The organism is Nostoc sp., from assembly GCF_036917555.1.
Lineage (GTDB): Bacteria > Cyanobacteriota > Cyanobacteriia > Cyanobacteriales > Nostocaceae > Nostoc.
In genome coordinates this window covers 125,274-142,068 of record NZ_JBALDD010000043.1, presented here as the reverse complement: position 1 = coordinate 142,068, position 16,795 = coordinate 125,274, and the positions used below count along the sequence as shown (strand labels likewise).

The window sequence follows — 16,795 nt, the reverse complement described above, 5'->3', positions numbered from 1 at the left end:
TGAAACTGAGTATCTATTTCCTACCCAAGGGAGAGGGACATTATACATCATAAATTTCTGTTGTAATTGGTGCAGGGTAGAGGTAGCGTAAAGTGGACAATTTGACAATCTTTAATACTAAAACTACTTGGCGTATAGTCATAATCTGTCCGCACACAAGACACTTAATATATGGTTCAGAATCTCGAAAGAACACGCCAGAGTGCAAGGTTTCCAGAAACTGCACCGGCTGCTAATCCCGTATTTTTTAGAACATATAGCCGCCGTACAAAGGCGGGACTAAGGGAAACATGGGATGAAGTATGCGATCGCACTCTACTCGGCTTAGTCGAGTTGGGAAAGCTAACTCAAGAAGAAGCTGTCATCTTGGATAAGATGCAGCGCAACTTGAAAGCTATGCCTAGTGGGCGCTGGCTCTGGGTTGGTGGTACAGACTGGATAACCAAGCCAAAGAACTTTTCCGGGGCATATAATTGCACCTCTACCAATCTCGAAGACTGGAGTGCCTTCGGGTTAATGATGGATCTGGCAATGATGGGCTGTGGTACTGGAGCCGTCTTAGAACCACAATTTATTAACCAGTTGCCCCTCATTCGTAATCAACTGAATGTCACTGTACAAGGCGAAATTGGCAGCACTCCTGTCCAACAGCGGCGTGAATATACTGAAACTCATATAGAAGACAATAACGTCACTATTCACGTTGGAGATAGCCGTGAAGGTTGGGTTGAATCATATCAAGCCTTATTAGAACTCTCTACTGATGAACAATTTTCAGCAGAAGTTAAAGTACTAGTTGATATCAGTGATGTCCGCAAATCAGGAGAAACTCTCAACGGCTTTGGAGGGGTTGCAAATCCGGTGAAATTGCCCGGACTTTATCAGTGTTGTGCTTCCATCTTGAATAAAGCTGTGGGAAGACAATTAAATTCAGTTGAATGCTGTCTGTTAATCGATCAAGCTGCTGTAACAATTGTTGCCGGTAATATTAGGCGATCAGCTGGTATGAGGCAAGGTTCTAGCGAAGATAGTTTGTTCGCCGATGCCAAAGATAACTTATGGCAGCAAGATGAAAATGGCAACTGGCGAATTGATCCAGAGCGTGATGCACTCAGGATGGCAAACCATACAAGAGTTTTTCACAGTAAGCCGACCTTAGAAGAATGTGTTGGTGCTGTCCGCAAACAATATTACAGTGGAGAAGGGGCGATCCAATGGGCTGGTGAAGCTGTAGCGCGATCAAACATTGATTTGCTGCCAACAGAGGCTGTGAAAGTAAATTTTTTGCAAGCTTATGAACAAGGAACAGCAAAACAATGGTTAAAAGAACGTTATCCAAATCTGGATGCTAATGAGCTAGAACATCGTTTAGCTCGTTACGGTTTAAATCCGTGTGGTAATTGATTTTGCCTCACGTTAAAAACCTCGCAAAAACGGGGAAAGCTGAGATGCTAATCCCGTGGTAATCAAAGGAAGTAAAAAGCCTTTGACACCGTACAGCGTAGAGAGTGAAACTAGATTACATCGAAAATTGATGTCTAGAATATAATCTCTCCAAGAGTGCGGGGGCGGATGTGAAAAACACTTGTGTTGAGCGGAGCCGAAACACTTTTATTATCTGAAGTCACATCTGCAAAATGTACGCGGAACTACTGCGAATAATTAAGCAGTAGAACTAGAGGATAAAAAGCCTCTAGGGTAACAAATCTGGAAATCATCGGTAGTAACTTCCATTGCAATTTGTCTGAGGTTCACCTTAATCAAATCGACCCACATAACTACAAAGAACAGGAGGAAGCTTTCACTGCTGGGGCGCTATCTGTAGCAGCACTTTTAAATCACAAATTCCTGGAACCACGTTATCAATACAGCCGTGAATTAGACCCGATTGTGGGAGTTTCTTTTACAGGTTTATTTGATTTCTTTGTCCATGCTTTTGGTGTTGATTGGCTACGCTGGTGGGAAGAAGGAAGGCCCGCAACTACACAAGGATTAGCTTTCAAGCGTAAGGAAGAGAAATATCTAATTTCTTGGAGAGATATTGTACATCGGGTGGTTTGGGATTATTGCGATCGCCACAATCTCAAGCGCCCAAATCGTTGCACCACAGTCCAACCCAGTGGCACTAAAGCTTTATTAACTAATGCTAGTTCAGGGTGGCATCCTCCCAAAGCCCAAAGATTTATTCGTCGAATCACCTTCGGCAAAAATGACCCAGTAGCCTTAGCTTGTATTGACTACGGTTACAACGTCATTCCCTCTCAATCAGACAAAGATGAACAGGGCAATTTGCTTAACGATCCTTTTGATTCACGGGTGAGTGAATGGCTAGTGGAAATCCCTGTTTCTGTGACTTGGGCTGATTTACCAGGGGCTGATGAAATTGATGTTTCTAAATTTTCAGTCTTAGCCCAATTTGATTTTGTCCTCCAGGTTCAACGCTGGTACGTGACTCACAACACATCAGCTACTTTGGAACTTCGCTCTGATGAAATCGAGCCTTTGGGACAGCGCATTTACGAAACCATCCAGAATGATGAAGGATATATTTCAGCGGCTCTTTTAGCGCGTTTTGACGATTTGCAATCATTCCCACGTTTACCATTTGAACCAATCAATAAATCAACCTACGATCGCTTAACTCAAGAGGTGAAAGCGCGGCGCAAAACAGATGATTTCTGTGCAGTACTAAGCCGCTACGATTTAGGCGAAATGACAGAGGCTGGCCCTAGTGGTTGTGATTCTGATAAGTGTATGTTTCCCGATCAGCAACCAAGCTCATAACGCGAAATCATAAGGGAGTAGGGAGTGTAAGAGATAAAGGCGACAAGGGGACTACTAAACCCAATGCCCCATGCCCTTCAGAGTGCTGTTAGCGGATAGCTAAGGTTTAGCCCGTGCTGAGTGGGGAATCTCACTTCTTTACTCAGCACTCGGAACTGGGAACTTGGAACTACTATGCCCCATACCCAATCCTTTAACACGTTACGATCAATTAAGAAGTAATAATTTTTTACGGCAGTGCCAGGAGTCTTTTTATGTTCATTGATGAATTGTCACCTATATTCAGAGAATTTACTCGGCATCCAGTCTCATTTGTGGGTGGGTTTTTCTCTGGTGTGCTTCGACTCAATCTTGCAGATGATCCAGTTAAAAGCTGGCTAGATAAACAGATCCGCTCAAATAGTTACACCAGCAGCACCACAACGGATGCACATAACGGCAAAGCCACTGGCCCTCAGCAGATTTCGATTGACTAAAAACTCCAACCTGACATAGTTGAATTTACTACAAAACAGGGAGTCAGTGCTGCCGTCGGCTGCGCTGACTCCTACTTTCTACAATAATTATTTTATTTTATTTTTTGAAAGTCACTTACTGGTTGATTGGTACCCAGAGCATGAGTGCACCCAGCTGGTCTAACGTGGGGCCGGTCTTAAAATTGATATGGTACAGTGTACACTCCGCCCTGAAGTTGCTAAGGGGAATCGAGTGTCAATAGTACCATTATTTGCCTAAAACAGGCGTGAGCAACACGAGCGGATATGCTGCTGTTGAGCGAATTTATAATCAAATTATTGTTTCAGCCATCGCCTTATGCGACAATTGGTGCTTTATAGCGATCAAGTTATCGCAGCAAATCAGCAGGTGGATTGGTATCTGCTTCAACTATTAGGCACGATCACTGCACGCATTGGCTATATTTCCTCGTCAAGCGATCCAAAACGTCAGTACTTTACGGTAAAACAACAGTACTATCAACAGTATGATCTCGAACTCGCGTTCTACGTTGAACTCGATGTGGCATACAAATCTGATCTTCTCGATCAGTTGTTTGCCTGTGATGCAATTCATTTATCTGGCGGTAATACCTATTACTTCTTATACTGGCTCCAGCAACGCGGTTTAATGGAGCGGCTTCAGCACTATGCTCTCCATCAAGGCGTGTTAATTGGCATTTCGGCTGGGGCAATTATGATGACACCGGAGATAGCCTCGGCGCGGCTGTGTGATGATGCGCCGTATGCACCGCTTACTACCTACCAGGGATTAGGTCTAGTAGACTTTGCGTTTGTGCCGCATGTGCAGGATACACCAAAGGACTATGCCCGTATGCAGGAATATGCCAACCACCAGCAACGAGTGCTATACGGCTGTCATGATGGGGATGGGATTGTAGTCGCTGGTGAAACGGTTACGTTGGTTGGCAATGTTGTAAGTATGACACCAAAAAATGCATGAGTTATGCTCCACCGGGTGCGTGTTCGGCGAATATCTGATTGATAGGTCGCCTCTACCGAATGTGTTGGATGATGTTGAGACTTTGATTTTGGCTTGAGGGGTTGAGAAGTTAGCCAGTAAAGGTTTCATTAATTTGGAATGGGTGGTTTATTTCCGCGGTACTGTACTAGTTGATTGTTCCCCTATTAAGAGATACTAAAGGCAGGTACATAGGCAAGGTAATATGGAATCCCTAACCTCTCGTATGCAGGCGGTACAGTCGCCAATTATTCCTATGGTTGGGGAACTGATTAAAAACTCTCCTGGAACAATCTCTCTTGGACAAGGTGTTGTTTCTTACAACCCACCACATGAAGCCATAGAATTTTTAGCCAAATTCTTAGCCGAACCAGCTAATAATTTATACAAATCAGTTGAGGGAATTCCGCCTTTGCTGACAGCACTTATCGGAAAATTGCAAGCCTTCAACGGGATTGAAATCAATGAGGAAAACTGCATCGTTGTGACAGCAGGGAGCAATATGGGATTTATGAATGCCATTCTTGCTATCACTAACCCAGGCGATGAAATTATTCTGAATACGCCCTACTATTTCAACCACGAAATGGCGATCGCAATGGCTGGTTGTCATCCAGTATTAGTTGCGACAGATGAAAATTACCAACTGCGAAAAGAAGCGATCGCTCAAGCAATTACTCCCAAAACACGGGCTGTGGTAACGATTTCACCAAATAATCCGACTGGAGTTGTCTATTCACAAGCCGCATTGCGCCAAGTAAATCAAATTTGTGCTAATCGCAGTATTTATCACATCAGCGATGAAGCTTATGAATACTTTACCTATAACGGGATAAAACACATTTCACCTGGTGCATTTGGTAATAGTAGTGAGTACACCATTTCTCTCTATAGCCTTTCCAAAGCATACGGTTTTGCCAGTTGGCGCATTGGGTATATGGTGATTCCCAAACACTTACTTGTCGCTGTTAAAAAAGTCCAGGATACAATTTTGATTTGTCCGCCAGTCATTTCTCAATATGCAGCTTTAGGGGCATTGCAGGCAAAAGAGGAGTATTTGAAGAGTAATATAGGAGGCATTGCTCAAGTACGCCAACTAGTATTAGACTCCCTTAACCGTCTACAAAGCTTATGTAGCATTATTCCTGCCAATGGCGCTTTCTATTTTTTCCTCAAAGTTCATACCCAGATGGATGCTTTTGAGTTAGTCAAAAGACTGATTCAGGAATATAAAGTAGCAGTTATTCCAGGTACAACCTTTGGCATGGATGACGGATGCTACCTACGCGTTGCTTATGGGGCGCTGCAAAAAGAGACGGTAAAAGAAGGTATAGAGAGATTAGTGCAGGGGTTGGAAACTATAGTTAAGAGTTAGGAGTCATTCAATTTTGGATTTTAAATTTTTCCTTAAATTTATCAGGGCGTTAAGCTGTGTTAGCGTACCTCGTTTGTAATCCCAAATATAAAATTCAACAGATGCCAATTATTAATAAGTTAATTGAAATTGAAACTAAGCCAAAAATTAATATTCATAATATCACCCCACAAATTCAAGATTTTATTACCTCAACATCAATTAAAAATGGACAAGCTTTAGTATTTTCTCGACACACTACAACAGCGTTAGCTATCAACGAAAATGAAGTCAGATTATTAGAAGATATAAAAGTGTTCTTGCAAAAATTAGCACCAGAATCAGACCGCTATTTGCATAATGATTTGCATTTAAGAGATGTTCCAGAAGATGAGCCGATTAATGCTCACTCTCATTTAATGGCAATGATGTTGACCACGAGTGAGATAATTCCCATTGTGGATGGTAAATTAGCTCTGGGAACCTGGCAATCGGTGTTGTTTTTTGAGTTAGATGGTCCGCGAAAAAGAACGGTATTTGTACAAATTTCTGGCGAATAATGCAACTTCACACCCGCAGTTCTCCCAGAACAACCTAAATCTGAGAAAATTACGAACACGACCAATAACTGTATCAGTTGAATTTACCTACAGCAATTTAAAACCTGAAAGAATGTTTTCCAACATAACCTTCCTTTCCACAAACCAGGACTTTCGTTGTGTCAAAGGCAGACGCAATTAGTTATGAAAAATAGCGATAACTTTGTATTACGTAATACTTGGTACTATGCTCTGCCTAGCAATCAAATCAAGCCAGGTATGATGATCAGCCGCATTTTCTTAGGAGAACCAGTGCTGTTAGTTCGCAGTCAGGATGGCAAAGTGTCTGCAATGACGGATATTTGTCCCCATCGTGGTGTGCCCTTGAGTTATGGGAGATTCAATGGGCAGGAAGTTGAATGCTGTTATCACGGTTGGCGCTTTAACTCCGCTGGGCGCTGCACTGCGATACCTTCTCTTGTAGAGGAGCAGCAAATGGATTTGAGCCGCTTTGATGTGCAGTCATATAGTGTTCGCGAAGCCCAAGGGAATATCTGGATATATATGCCCGATCCCGATAACCCTCAACCAGCTTCTGAGATGGAAATTCCAGTAATTCCAGGGTTTGACGATCGCTCTCACCAGTTTGTAGAGGTGGTAAAATTTCCTTGTTTTATAGATCATGCGGTAGTAGGTCTGATGGACCCGGCTCATTCACCTTATGTTCATCGCGCTTGGTGGTGGCGAAATGAGCAATTGCACGAGGAAGTAAAGCAATTTGATGCTTCGCCCTATGGCTTTACGATGCGACGACACCGATTACCTGCGAATGGAGGTCGATTATACTGGCTGATTGGCGGTGGTGTCCCGGAAACAGAGATTTCTTTTCGTTTACCTGGAGTCAGAATTGAAGAAACCTCTATTGGTAATAATCGAGTCGTTAATTTGACAGCAGTTACACCGATTTCAGACACAGAAACGGAGGTAACTTTTGCTCTTTACTGGACACTTCCTTGGGTGGGATTTTTCAAACCACTGTTACACGTACTGGCGCGGACTTTTATTGACCAAGACCGAACGGTGGTAGAAAAGCAGCAGATTGGTTTGAAATATAATCCTGTGCTACGGCTGATTAAAGACTCAGATATGCAGGCGCAGTGGTATTACCAGTTGAAGCGGGAGTATGCTCGGTCTGTCGCTGAAGGACGAGAATTTGTCAATCCTGTTAAGGATCAAATACTCCGCTGGCGTGCTTAAAATAGAGATTTACAGCGTTGCTCCCTTTGCGAGATGATTTAGCAACTAAGGCTCATCTCTCCCCCTGCCTTCCCTGCTTGCCCAAACTCATCCCACTGTTCTGCAACGCCAGATTTACTTCTCTTGCCACGTCGTAGACATCGCCTAAAAACCAAAACTGAGAATTTAGCCTCAAATAGACATTTTAACCCAGTACAAAATATTTCGTTTTGTTAAGAAATACTGAGTGAACTATCGCTCTAGTCAATAGAGGTGGGACAAACAGCAATATTATGCTAAATCCACGGCTGAGAAGGTGATTCAGCTATTTGGGAAAGCGTACTTTGTCTGATTTTTTCCTTATTTCCCCAGACTCTTACCTGCACTCAACCTTAATTATGTACACAATACTAAATAGCTATGTATATCCCTAAGTTCTCAGAATTACCGCATTATTCAATCTAGAAGTACGAATTATGGAACACAAAAAAAGGGCAGAAATAACATCCCAACCCGGTTTTTCTGGACAGGCACTGACTGCTGCCGGAACGGCTATAGCGACTCCCTCATTACTCAATCAGGCAACTATAGCAAAGGAAGCTAGCCAAAGTAACCCTGGTGAGATGAACGTGAAACTTACTGTTAACGGTGAGCAGCAAACCCTCGACCTTGAGCCGCGTGTCACACTCTTAGATGCTCTGCGCGATCGCTTGGGGCTAGTGGGCAGCAAAAAGGGGTGTGATCATGGACAGTGTGGGGCCTGTACTGTTCTGATCGATGGTGAGCGAGTTTATTCCTGCCTGAGTTTGGCAGTGATGCAGGAAGACAAAGCGATCGTCACCATTGAAGGGCTGGCGAAGGGCGATACTCTCCATCCAGTGCAAGCAGCATTCATTGATAACGATGGCTTCCAGTGCGGCTATTGTACCCCAGGACAGATTTGTGCTTCTGTTGCCTTACTTGATGAAGTCAAACGCGGCTGTGCCAGCGTTGTTACGCCAGATTTGGCTAGTCCCCCACAGTTGGCTGAACTCTCTGAAGCTGAAATTAAGGAGCGACTGAGTGGTAATCTGTGTCGATGTAGCGCTTACAACGGCATTGTGGCAGCAGTCCAGCAGATAACGGGACAAAAACCGCCCTCTCCTGCCGCAGATGTGATGGTCAATGAACCCCAGGAGATGCTCAGATGAACAACTTCACTTACACCCGTGCCACTTCTGTGAAAGATGCGGTTGAACGGGCAACGAATGACCAAAATGCGATATTGATTGCGGGCGGTACGAATTTGGTTGACCGTCTCAAGGTTTTCCTAGATGAACCATCGCAACTTATCGACATCTCTCGATTAGAGATGAAGCGCATTGAACGCACAAGTGAGGGTGGTCTGAGCCTTGGAGCGCTGGTAACTAACACAGCAGTGGCAGACCATCCTGATGTTCGCCGCGATTATCCAATACTGTCCCGGGCGATTCTTTCTGGTGCGTCTCAGCAAATCCGCAATATGGCAACCGTAGGGGGCAACCTACTGCAACGCACTCGCTGTCCCTACTACTACGATACCGCCTTCCCTTGCAACAAACGGCAACCGGGAAGCGGCTGTCCGGCAGCAACGGGCATCAACCGGATGCACGCCATCCTTGGGGCCAGTGACCAATGCGTGGCAGTTCAACCCTCGGATATGTGTGTCCCTCTTGCTGCCCTAGATGCTGTTGTTGTTGTGGAAAGCCCCAAGGGTAAGCGGCAAATACCATTGACAGACTTTCATCGACTACCAGGGAACACACCCCAGCGAGATACCAACTTAGAGCCAGGTGAGTTGATTACCTCTGTGGTTCTGCCCCCAATGCCGTTTGCCAAATCAGGGGTTTACCTAAAGTTACGCGATCGCACTTCCTATGCCTTTGCGTTAGTCTCTGTGGCAGCTGCGATTGACTTAGCGGGTGAGCAGATTCAGAATGTGCGCTTGGCAATGGGTGGCGTAGCCCATAAACCTTGGCGCTCAAAGGAAGCAGAAAAGTTTTTGATTGGCAAGAGTGCCAATACTGCAACATTTCAACAGGCGGCAGAAATTGCACTTCAAGAAGCTAAACCATTAACTTATAACAGTTTCAAAGTTGACTTGGCAAAGCGGGCAATTCGCCGCGCACTCACGGTGTCAGCCAAAGGAGGAGGCGTAGCATGAACAAAGTAATTGGGACTGCCATCAACCGTAAGGATGGACGGGCAAAGGTTACAGGCACGGCAACCTACGCCGCAGAACATCAAATTCCAGGTCTGGTTCACGGTTATCTTGTCACCGCCAGCATTGCCAATGGGCAAATTAAAAGCATCGACACCAGTGTGGCAGAAAAGGCAGTAGGTGTGATAGATGTTTTCACGCATAAAAACTCGCCTGAAGTGTTTATGCCAGCCAACGACTTTATGACCTCGAAAATCTACGAGGCCCGTCTGCCGTTGTCGGATGACAAAATTCACTATGCAGGACAAATTATCGGCTTGGTAGTAGCAGACACCTTCGAGCGGGCACGTGATGCGGCGCATTTGGTTAAGGTGGAATACATAAGCCAAAAGCCAGTCGTGGAAGCTGCGAAAGCCACCTTCAAGGAGGCACCACCGCAGATGGGTCAAGAGCTAAAGTTTGAAAAGGGGAATTTTGCGGCAGGGGTGGCGAGTGCAACAACGAAAATTGACGCTACCTACAAGACAGCCATCGAACTGCACGCGCCGATGGAACCCCATGCCATCATTGCCCACTGGCAAGATGCAAACTCACTCACTGTTTACGAACCGTCTCAGTGGGTGTTGGCAACTGGGCGCACTTATGCAGAACTCTTTGGACTCCCAACTGAACAAGTTCATGTCGTCACACCTTTTTTGGGTGGAGCTTTCGGCTCTAAAGCCTTTCCCTGGCCCCACGGTATTCTCTGTGCTGCGGCTGCCCGTGAACTTCAGCGTCCTCTCAGGGTCGTCCTCAGCCGACGGCAAATGACAGCGAACGCCGGACACCGTTCCGAAACCGAGCAAACTATGCGCTTGGGAGCAACTGCTGATGGTAGTTTAACTGCGATCGCCCATGAGGTTAAATCCTGTACCTCACCAGTGGATGTCTTTACAGAACCCTGTACTGCGGTCACGCCAGTTATGTACACAGCACCGAATTTGCAACTGAAGCAGGAACTAGGAGTGCTGAACATCGGTACACCAACATTCATGCGCGGGCCAGGAGAGAATCCTGGGATGTGGGCGTTGGAGTCAGCGATGGACGAGCTGGCCTGGATGCTAAAGATTGACCCAGTAGAACTGCGCCTAAAAAACCAAACTAAAGAACACCAACGCGAAGGTCAGCCATTCTCAGCCAAACATTTTGCTGACTGTTTGCTCTTGGGTGCGGAGCAATTTGGCTGGAAAGACAGACCAAAACAGCCGCGTTCTTTGACATCTGATGGTAAACTCGTTGGTTGGGGGATGGCGGCAGCAACCTACCCTGGCAGGCGAGGTGCAGCATCAGTCAAGGTACGGCTGCTACCAGATGGTACTGCCCATGTTCTCACCGCCGGGAATGACATGGGCACTGGCACATATACCGTTGTTGCAGCCACAGCAGCAGACGCATTGGGGCTACCCGTCGAGCAGATACATGTAGAGTTGGGCGACTCCTTACTACCAGATGGAGGCATGGCGGGTGGTTCCATGATGACAGCATCTCTGGTTCCGGCGGTCATGTCAGCTTGTGAGCAAGTTCTGAAAACTGCTAATGCTAAGACTGCACAGGAGGCGTTTGCAACTCTGAGTCAGTCCGGCCAAGCAGCAATTGAGGCCACAGCATCCTCTGCTCCTGGCGATGAAACCAAGAAATGGGCATTCCAGTCTTGGGGCGCACATTTTTGCGAAGTCAGTGTGGATGAAGAAATCGGGCGTTTGCGGGTAACGCGCTGGGTGTCAGTGATGAATATCGGGCGAGTGATCAACTCTAAGACAGTCGCCAGTCAAGTCCGTGGCGGCGTGATCATGGGTATTGGGCAAGCTTTAATGGAGGAGTGCCAAGTTGATCCAAACATCGGCTACCCCGTGGTTTATGACCTTGCTACCTATCACTTCCCAGCCCATGCAGATATTCCTCGCATTCAGGTGGCCTTCGTCGGCGAACCTGATTTCAACTTCAATCCAGCAGGTGTACGAGGTGTAGGCGAAATTGCGATCACAGGTGTTTCAGCTGCGATCGCCAATGCAGTTTACCATGCCACAGGTAAGCGCATCCGTGATTTACCCATTACACCTGACAAGTTGATCTAAAAGACATTGGGCATTGAGAAGAAGCTTTTGGGGCACTAACCTAAACTAAATTCTGCAAATTCTCTTTGCCCAAACAGCATGTTTCGATCTACCGCTGACAAAATTTTATTATTGGCGTATTGGCTATTTAAACAGCGACCAATTAACTGCGCGACATCTGCACGATTGATGCTACCAATAATCCGCGGATCTTCAGTTAAAACGCCATTACCCGTTGCTGATTCTGACTTGAGTCCACCAGGACGGATGATTGTATAGGTAAGTCCACTGGCAATTAAGTGTTGTTCAGCTTTGTCTTTCTCAGCTAAAACTTTTCCCAGTACCTCTAAAACTTGGGGTGACGCAGCAACAACACTATTGCCAGCACCTATGGAAGATACAAGAATAAACTTTTGTACTCCAGCTTTAACTGCTGCATCGATCAGATTTCTATTACCAGGGTAATCTGGCCTTTCTACATCTGATGGTAAACCGCCAATTGTACTGATAACAGTGTGAATAGGTGCATCTGTTACCATTGCGCGTTCTATATCGCCAAGATTTAAGGCATCTCCCTGAACTACTTCAATACCGATTCTTTCTAGTTCACTAGCAACTGTTGCTGTTCTCAGGAGTGCTTTTACCTTTAGCTGTTGCACTGTGAGATATTGAGCAATTTCTCGACCAACACCGCGACTTGCTCCAGCTAGAAAAATATAAGATGCACTTGTCATAATAAACTTAACTATTTACCCTCAAAGGATTTTATCAGAGGATTGGCAGTATTCAATAATTGCTCAAGCAACTGGGATGCTTCTGGTTGGTGGTGAACATGAGTGTCAATAAACAAACTAATGATTTCACCCATCAGCAAACGGAAGCTTTCTTGGGGTTGGGTGGCGGGAAAGTCCAACAAGGGTGTATCTAAGGTGCAGTCTGGCTGATCAACTATCAAAAAGTGATTTGCCCCATCCAAAAGTACTAGATAGCTGTCATTTCGTCCTCCAGTAATTGCTTCTTGGAATGTACGGATGACTGGGGTGGTAGTATTTCCAGGACTTACACCATAGCGAGCTGCTGTAAGCAATTACTCCATCGCAGGTTCCTCCCATCAGTAGAAGTGGTAGGAAGTCTGGTAAGGGTAAGATAGTACCTGCTTCATATCCCAATAATAACGTTGCCATAGTGTGTAAACCATAACCAAAAGATGCTGCAACTTGAGGGAAAAAGTGGGGATCAGCATTTTCGATTGCTACTCTACCACCTGCGGAGTGTCCACCTAAAACTATTCGTTGCAGATCAAGCATTCCAGCTAAAATACCCTCAGACTGTAACTGCTCCACTTTCGTTAGCAGTGTTGGCAAAGCCAAAGCAGTGGACACACTACGATAAATTGTTGGTTTCATCTTTTGAAAATCAACTCCTGGATTCAGACTAATTATTCCTGGTATAATTTCCGCAATCCAGTTAAAGAGAATCACCACTAGTCCACGTTCAGCAAGTTTAACCGCCAACCATTGATATTGTTAAGCATCACAGTTAAAGCCGTTGAAGAAAATCACTACTGGAAAAGGTGCCTTTTCTAAATCAACTGGCAAATTCCCCTATTTCTTTCTACCTTACCCTTCGACATCTGTACTAGATAGAGAATTTTCAGGTGAATGGTATCGTAAGGAGACTGGAAACCCTCGATTTAGCAGCTTGGAAAAAAGCACTTTTCAGAAAATTTTTCTATTGTCCAGGTGCAAATGCTCCTAACAATCCCAATCTAGCGATCGCAAATAACTGAGTAACTATAATTACAAAAATATTAGGATAGCAATTATACTTAACCCAATTGTAGGAAGTATTTTAGTAAATATTTGTGCAAATGTAGGAAATAACTTTTCAATGGATTGACTTATGGCTAAAAAATCTCAACCCAATCTAGAACAATATCAAGATGTCAGATTATCTGCTACCACAAGAATTTGGGTAATTACGGTAGCCATTCTAGGAGTTTGCGTCCCATTGTCAGCCGTTACTAGAAGCGGTGCTATTCTTCCTTTAGTTGCTATTGGTGGCGCAGCTGTTGGTACTATTGCTGTTTGGCGTTCCGATGAGCAAAAATCAAAAACTAACTATTTGCACCAGCAGCAAATAGAACTGCTAGAACGGAGATTAGCTAATTTAGAAACAATTGTTAGCAGCGATGACTTGAACTTGCAAATGAAAATTAAACAGATTGAAGCAAGGGATACTTTTGGTGACTCTTCTGATGTAAGTACTACACCTAGACAACCAAAACGCAAAGGTTAAAATTAGCCAATCTTCACCATTTATTTCGATTTCAGATGATATTTCCTAGAATTATCGTTACTAGGTTATTTTATGTAGCTATTTGCTGACTTAACGTTACTGCAATCTTTGAAATCCGTCTCAAATTCAACTTTCCTTTACAGCTAGAAGTGTTTTTAGGAAAACAGTATCTCGTTATCCATCTCCGTTAGAATTGACTGATATCATCTAATTCTATATACTTCAACTGCATCAGTTCATGAAATGTCTAAGTGCTATCCATCTATCTCTTTCACAGAAACATTTGTTAATGGCTGTGTTTTATTAGACTGTTAATATTACTGAATTTTTAATTAACTAAGGTTATAAACTTGAGTAATTGCATTTGTATAGCTTACCGTAGGTATGCAATAGTTTGCCGCAGGAATGCAGATGGATTGGATTAGCTTACTCAAAGCTCAACAAACTGACTTCCTTCAACGTGTGAAAAAACCTAAAACTTATGACTTATCTTTGCTGGAAAGTCAAGTTAAAGGTTGTCACACTGAAGTTATGGCCTTTTGGGGCGAGCCATTGGCTAGACTCCAAGAACTTTCTCGCCAACAAGCAGAAGTTCTCGCCAAAAATCCGCCGCCGACGCCGCCGGAATATCCTGAGCCTCCTGAGTGGACGATACCTTTTCCCAAATATTTCCAACAACAAGCCCAAGATTATCTTTTACGGGAGCATATTGTTGACAGGCTAATAACTGAACGCTTGGGCAAGTTAGTAAAAAAGGTGTCACAAGATACTTTGCAAAACATGATTTTAGATGAGGAGGGAAATTTGGGTGGCGAAAGTAAATTTCCTTATACGCTCAAAGATCATCCTCAGCTAAGTGTTCAAGTTTACGTTGCTGATGGAGAAAGTTTTAATGGTATTAAGAAAGACAAAATTAGGTGGTCAGTTACTCAAGAAGATTTAAAAAATCACCAAGTATTAATTTTTCTATGTTTGTTTTATCCATCTACAGGTAATTTAGGTTACGAGAAGCAAAGCATAATAACAGGCTTTTTACCTACAAATCAACTGGAGTTTAGCGAACCAAAACTGTATGTCACACCGAGTAATTTGTTATATGCGGGGGGGTTGAGTTGGTATTTAGAATCACTTATGGGTAAAAAAGACACGTCGCCAGTAATTAATGAGAGAGCGATCGCAGATACAATACAAACTCTACCATCAGAACATTGTCTCAAGGGTATAGTCGGTGACTGGGAATGCTGGCAGACTTTGGAAGGACACACCAGAGGCATTAATTGCCTAGCTTTCAGTTCCGGGTGTAACAATGGCAAAGCCTTACCCATATTGGCAAGTGGTAGTCGTGGAGAAACGAAACTCTGGGATTTAAGCAAGGGTGAATTAATAGAGACATTATCAGAGTATCCTTGGGTAATATCTGGGCTGGTGGATGAAGTGAATTCCCTAGCTTTTAGTTCAGATGGACAGACTTTAGTCAGTTGCGGTGCAGATTCGACAATTAAGCTTTGGCACGTAGGCGCTTTAGACTTGATAGATATTTTGCACAAACACAATGGGGTAGTCCGGTGTGCTGCCTTTACCCCAGATGGCAGAATGTTAGCTACAGGCGGAGATGACAGAAAAATTCTTTTTTGGGATTTGATGCAACGTCAGGTAGCGATCGCCCTTTCTTTAGATGATACAGCTGCTCATTCCCTAGTTTTAAGTGAAGACGGGGAAACTCTAGTTACAGGTAGCTACCGTAAAATCAAAGTTTGGCGCACCTCACCCCAAACGGGAATCAAAAGTTTAAAAGATACACAACCACTGCATACCCTCATGGGTCATTCTCACATCGTTTGTTCCTTAGCAATCAGTGCAGATGGTATGCTCGTGAGTGGTAGCTGGGATCAAACGATTAAAGTTTGGCAATTGGAGACTGGAAAATTACTTCATACCCTTAAAGGGCATAGAGATAGAGTATATGCGATCGCTTTAAGTCCCGATGGACAAATTATCGCTAGCGGTAGTGCTGATAAAACCATCAAGTTGTGGCATCTACAAACCGGAGAATTGCTGGGTACGTTTACAGGTCATACTCATATAGTCACAGCATTAGCTTTCACAGCTTCCGGCGAGATGTTGGTTAGCGGGAGTTTGGATAAGACTATTAAAATTTGGCAACGAAGTTAAAAGTAATTCGTAATTCGTAATTAATTGCTGAGTTTTTGAGATTCGTGGATGAAGCTCTGAACTCCGTTAACGAGTGTTTGAACTGGATGAATCCACCTCTGAACTCCGTTAACGAGTATTTGAACTGGATGAATCCACCTCTGAACTCCGTTAACGAGTGTTTGAACTGGATGAATCCACCTTTGAACTCCGTTAACGAGTGTTTGAACTGGATGAATCCACCTTTGAACTCCGTTGACGAGTGTTTGAACTGGATGAATCCACCTTTGAACTCCGTTGACGAGTATTTGAACTGGATGAATCCACCTTTGAACTCCATTAACGAGTCTTTGATACTCGTGGACAACAAACTTTAAAAACTCTCTGCGCTTTTACGCTTCTGTGGAAAACTTAAAACTGTGCTAACAGCGTTTCATAAGTAGCGAGTGAAATTATATACAATAGCTTATCAGTTGCCTACACTCACTGATACCGAGTTAGAACTGACAATTAAACAAGTTTTTAGCTGGTTGACTATGAGTTAAGTAATATAGCGGTTCTCAGCTAAGTGCAATATAGACCTAACCCCCAACTCCTTCCCTATAAGGGAAGGGGAGTTAGATTCAAAGCCTCTCTCCTTTTAGGAGAGAGGTTTGGAGAGAGGTCAAAGTCTATTGCATACAAA

The 16,795-nt window shown here is 44.1% G+C and carries 15 protein-coding genes and 1 pseudogene; 13 read left to right on the top strand and 3 right to left on the bottom strand.

Annotated features, from left to right (window positions below; translation table 11 throughout):
* The first annotated feature begins 171 nt into the window (after positions 1-171).
* The 9 genes and pseudogenes from nrdJ (at position 172) to V7K60_RS17545 (ending at position 11,682) form a co-directional block, all read left to right on the top strand.
* A pseudogene (gene nrdJ / locus V7K60_RS35315) lies at positions 172-2,784 on the top strand (ribonucleoside-triphosphate reductase, adenosylcobalamin-dependent).
* Positions 2,785-3,038: 254 nt separating this feature from the next.
* Positions 3,039-3,260 carry a hypothetical protein gene (locus V7K60_RS17580; RefSeq protein ID WP_334846271.1) on the top strand — a complete coding sequence of 74 codons (222 nt, stop codon included), beginning with the start codon at positions 3,039-3,041 and terminating at the stop codon, positions 3,258-3,260.
* 337 nt (positions 3,261-3,597) lie between these two features.
* A complete protein-coding gene (locus V7K60_RS17575) occupies positions 3,598-4,242 on the top strand; it encodes a Type 1 glutamine amidotransferase-like domain-containing protein (protein ID WP_334927129.1) in 645 nt (214 codons plus the stop codon).
* A 223-nt stretch (positions 4,243-4,465) separates the two neighbouring features.
* Entirely contained in the window at positions 4,466-5,635 is a 1,170-nt protein-coding gene (locus tag V7K60_RS17570; RefSeq protein WP_334927128.1) for a pyridoxal phosphate-dependent aminotransferase, read from the top strand.
* Between the two features lie 101 nt (positions 5,636-5,736).
* Positions 5,737-6,174, top strand: a complete 438-nt coding sequence (locus V7K60_RS17565; protein ID WP_334927127.1) for a secondary thiamine-phosphate synthase enzyme YjbQ — start codon at positions 5,737-5,739, stop codon at positions 6,172-6,174.
* Between the two features lie 183 nt (positions 6,175-6,357).
* Positions 6,358-7,410, top strand: coding sequence for an aromatic ring-hydroxylating dioxygenase subunit alpha (locus tag V7K60_RS17560; RefSeq protein ID WP_334927126.1), 1,053 nt, complete (start codon positions 6,358-6,360; stop codon positions 7,408-7,410).
* A 455-nt stretch (positions 7,411-7,865) separates the two neighbouring features.
* A complete protein-coding gene (locus tag V7K60_RS17555; protein ID WP_334927125.1) occupies positions 7,866-8,579 on the top strand; it encodes a 2Fe-2S iron-sulfur cluster-binding protein in 714 nt (237 codons plus the stop codon).
* Entirely contained in the window at positions 8,576-9,571 is a 996-nt protein-coding gene (locus V7K60_RS17550; RefSeq protein WP_334927124.1) for an FAD binding domain-containing protein, read from the top strand. The genes V7K60_RS17555 and V7K60_RS17550 overlap by 4 nt, the downstream gene beginning before the upstream one ends.
* The gene (locus V7K60_RS17545) at positions 9,568-11,682 is read left to right on the top strand and encodes a xanthine dehydrogenase family protein molybdopterin-binding subunit (protein WP_334927123.1); all 2,115 of its coding nucleotides are present in this window, start codon (positions 9,568-9,570) and stop codon (positions 11,680-11,682) included. Before V7K60_RS17550 ends, V7K60_RS17545 begins: the two co-directional genes overlap by 4 nt.
* Before the next feature lie 35 nt (positions 11,683-11,717).
* On the opposite strand, the gene V7K60_RS17540 is transcribed toward V7K60_RS17545, so the two are convergent.
* From V7K60_RS17540 to V7K60_RS35305, 3 genes are read right to left on the bottom strand one after another with little or no spacing between them, the layout of a single operon-like run.
* The gene (locus V7K60_RS17540) at positions 11,718-12,395 is read right to left on the bottom strand and encodes an SDR family oxidoreductase (protein WP_334927122.1); all 678 of its coding nucleotides are present in this window, start codon (positions 12,393-12,395) and stop codon (positions 11,718-11,720) included.
* An 11-nt stretch (positions 12,396-12,406) separates the two neighbouring features.
* Complete coding sequence (locus tag V7K60_RS35310) at positions 12,407-12,616, bottom strand: hypothetical protein (protein ID WP_442944418.1); 210 nt, start codon at positions 12,614-12,616, stop codon at positions 12,407-12,409.
* A 37-nt stretch (positions 12,617-12,653) separates the two neighbouring features.
* Complete coding sequence (locus V7K60_RS35305) at positions 12,654-13,175, bottom strand: hypothetical protein (RefSeq protein WP_442944417.1); 522 nt, start codon at positions 13,173-13,175, stop codon at positions 12,654-12,656.
* Positions 13,176-13,318: 143 nt separating this feature from the next.
* Between V7K60_RS35305 and V7K60_RS17530 the strand changes: the two genes are divergently transcribed.
* The 4 genes from V7K60_RS17530 to V7K60_RS17515 all read left to right on the top strand — a co-directional run bounded on the left by V7K60_RS17530 (position 13,319) and on the right by V7K60_RS17515 (position 16,487).
* Positions 13,319-13,450 carry a hypothetical protein gene (locus V7K60_RS17530; RefSeq protein WP_334927121.1) on the top strand — a complete coding sequence of 44 codons (132 nt, stop codon included), beginning with the start codon at positions 13,319-13,321 and terminating at the stop codon, positions 13,448-13,450.
* 113 nt (positions 13,451-13,563) lie between these two features.
* A complete protein-coding gene (locus V7K60_RS17525; protein WP_334927120.1) occupies positions 13,564-13,959 on the top strand; it encodes a hypothetical protein in 396 nt (131 codons plus the stop codon).
* 405 nt (positions 13,960-14,364) lie between these two features.
* A complete protein-coding gene (locus V7K60_RS17520) occupies positions 14,365-16,131 on the top strand; it encodes a WD40 repeat domain-containing protein (RefSeq protein WP_334927119.1) in 1,767 nt (588 codons plus the stop codon).
* 44 nt (positions 16,132-16,175) lie between these two features.
* Complete coding sequence (locus tag V7K60_RS17515; RefSeq protein ID WP_334927118.1) at positions 16,176-16,487, top strand: hypothetical protein; 312 nt, start codon at positions 16,176-16,178, stop codon at positions 16,485-16,487.
* The last annotated feature ends 308 nt before the right edge of the window (positions 16,488-16,795 follow it).

Excerpts from the sequence above, each read along its gene's own strand:
- V7K60_RS17580 (WP_334846271.1), top strand. The coding sequence starts at position 3,039 with ATGTTCATTGATGAATTGTCACCTATATTCAGAGAATTTACTCGGCAT.
- V7K60_RS17575 (WP_334927129.1), top strand. The coding sequence starts at position 3,598 with ATGCGACAATTGGTGCTTTATAGCGATCAAGTTATCGCAGCAAATCAG.
- V7K60_RS17570 (WP_334927128.1), top strand. The coding sequence starts at position 4,466 with ATGGAATCCCTAACCTCTCGTATGCAGGCGGTACAGTCGCCAATTATT.
- V7K60_RS17565 (WP_334927127.1), top strand. The coding sequence starts at position 5,737 with ATGCCAATTATTAATAAGTTAATTGAAATTGAAACTAAGCCAAAAATT.
- V7K60_RS17560 (WP_334927126.1), top strand. The coding sequence starts at position 6,358 with ATGAAAAATAGCGATAACTTTGTATTACGTAATACTTGGTACTATGCT.
- V7K60_RS17555 (WP_334927125.1), top strand. The coding sequence starts at position 7,866 with ATGGAACACAAAAAAAGGGCAGAAATAACATCCCAACCCGGTTTTTCT.
- V7K60_RS17550 (WP_334927124.1), top strand. The coding sequence starts at position 8,576 with ATGAACAACTTCACTTACACCCGTGCCACTTCTGTGAAAGATGCGGTT.
- V7K60_RS17545 (WP_334927123.1), top strand. The coding sequence starts at position 9,568 with ATGAACAAAGTAATTGGGACTGCCATCAACCGTAAGGATGGACGGGCA.
- V7K60_RS17540 (WP_334927122.1), bottom strand. The coding sequence starts at position 12,395 with ATGACAAGTGCATCTTATATTTTTCTAGCTGGAGCAAGTCGCGGTGTT.
- V7K60_RS17525 (WP_334927120.1), top strand. The coding sequence starts at position 13,564 with ATGGCTAAAAAATCTCAACCCAATCTAGAACAATATCAAGATGTCAGA.
- V7K60_RS17520 (WP_334927119.1), top strand. The coding sequence starts at position 14,365 with ATGCAGATGGATTGGATTAGCTTACTCAAAGCTCAACAAACTGACTTC.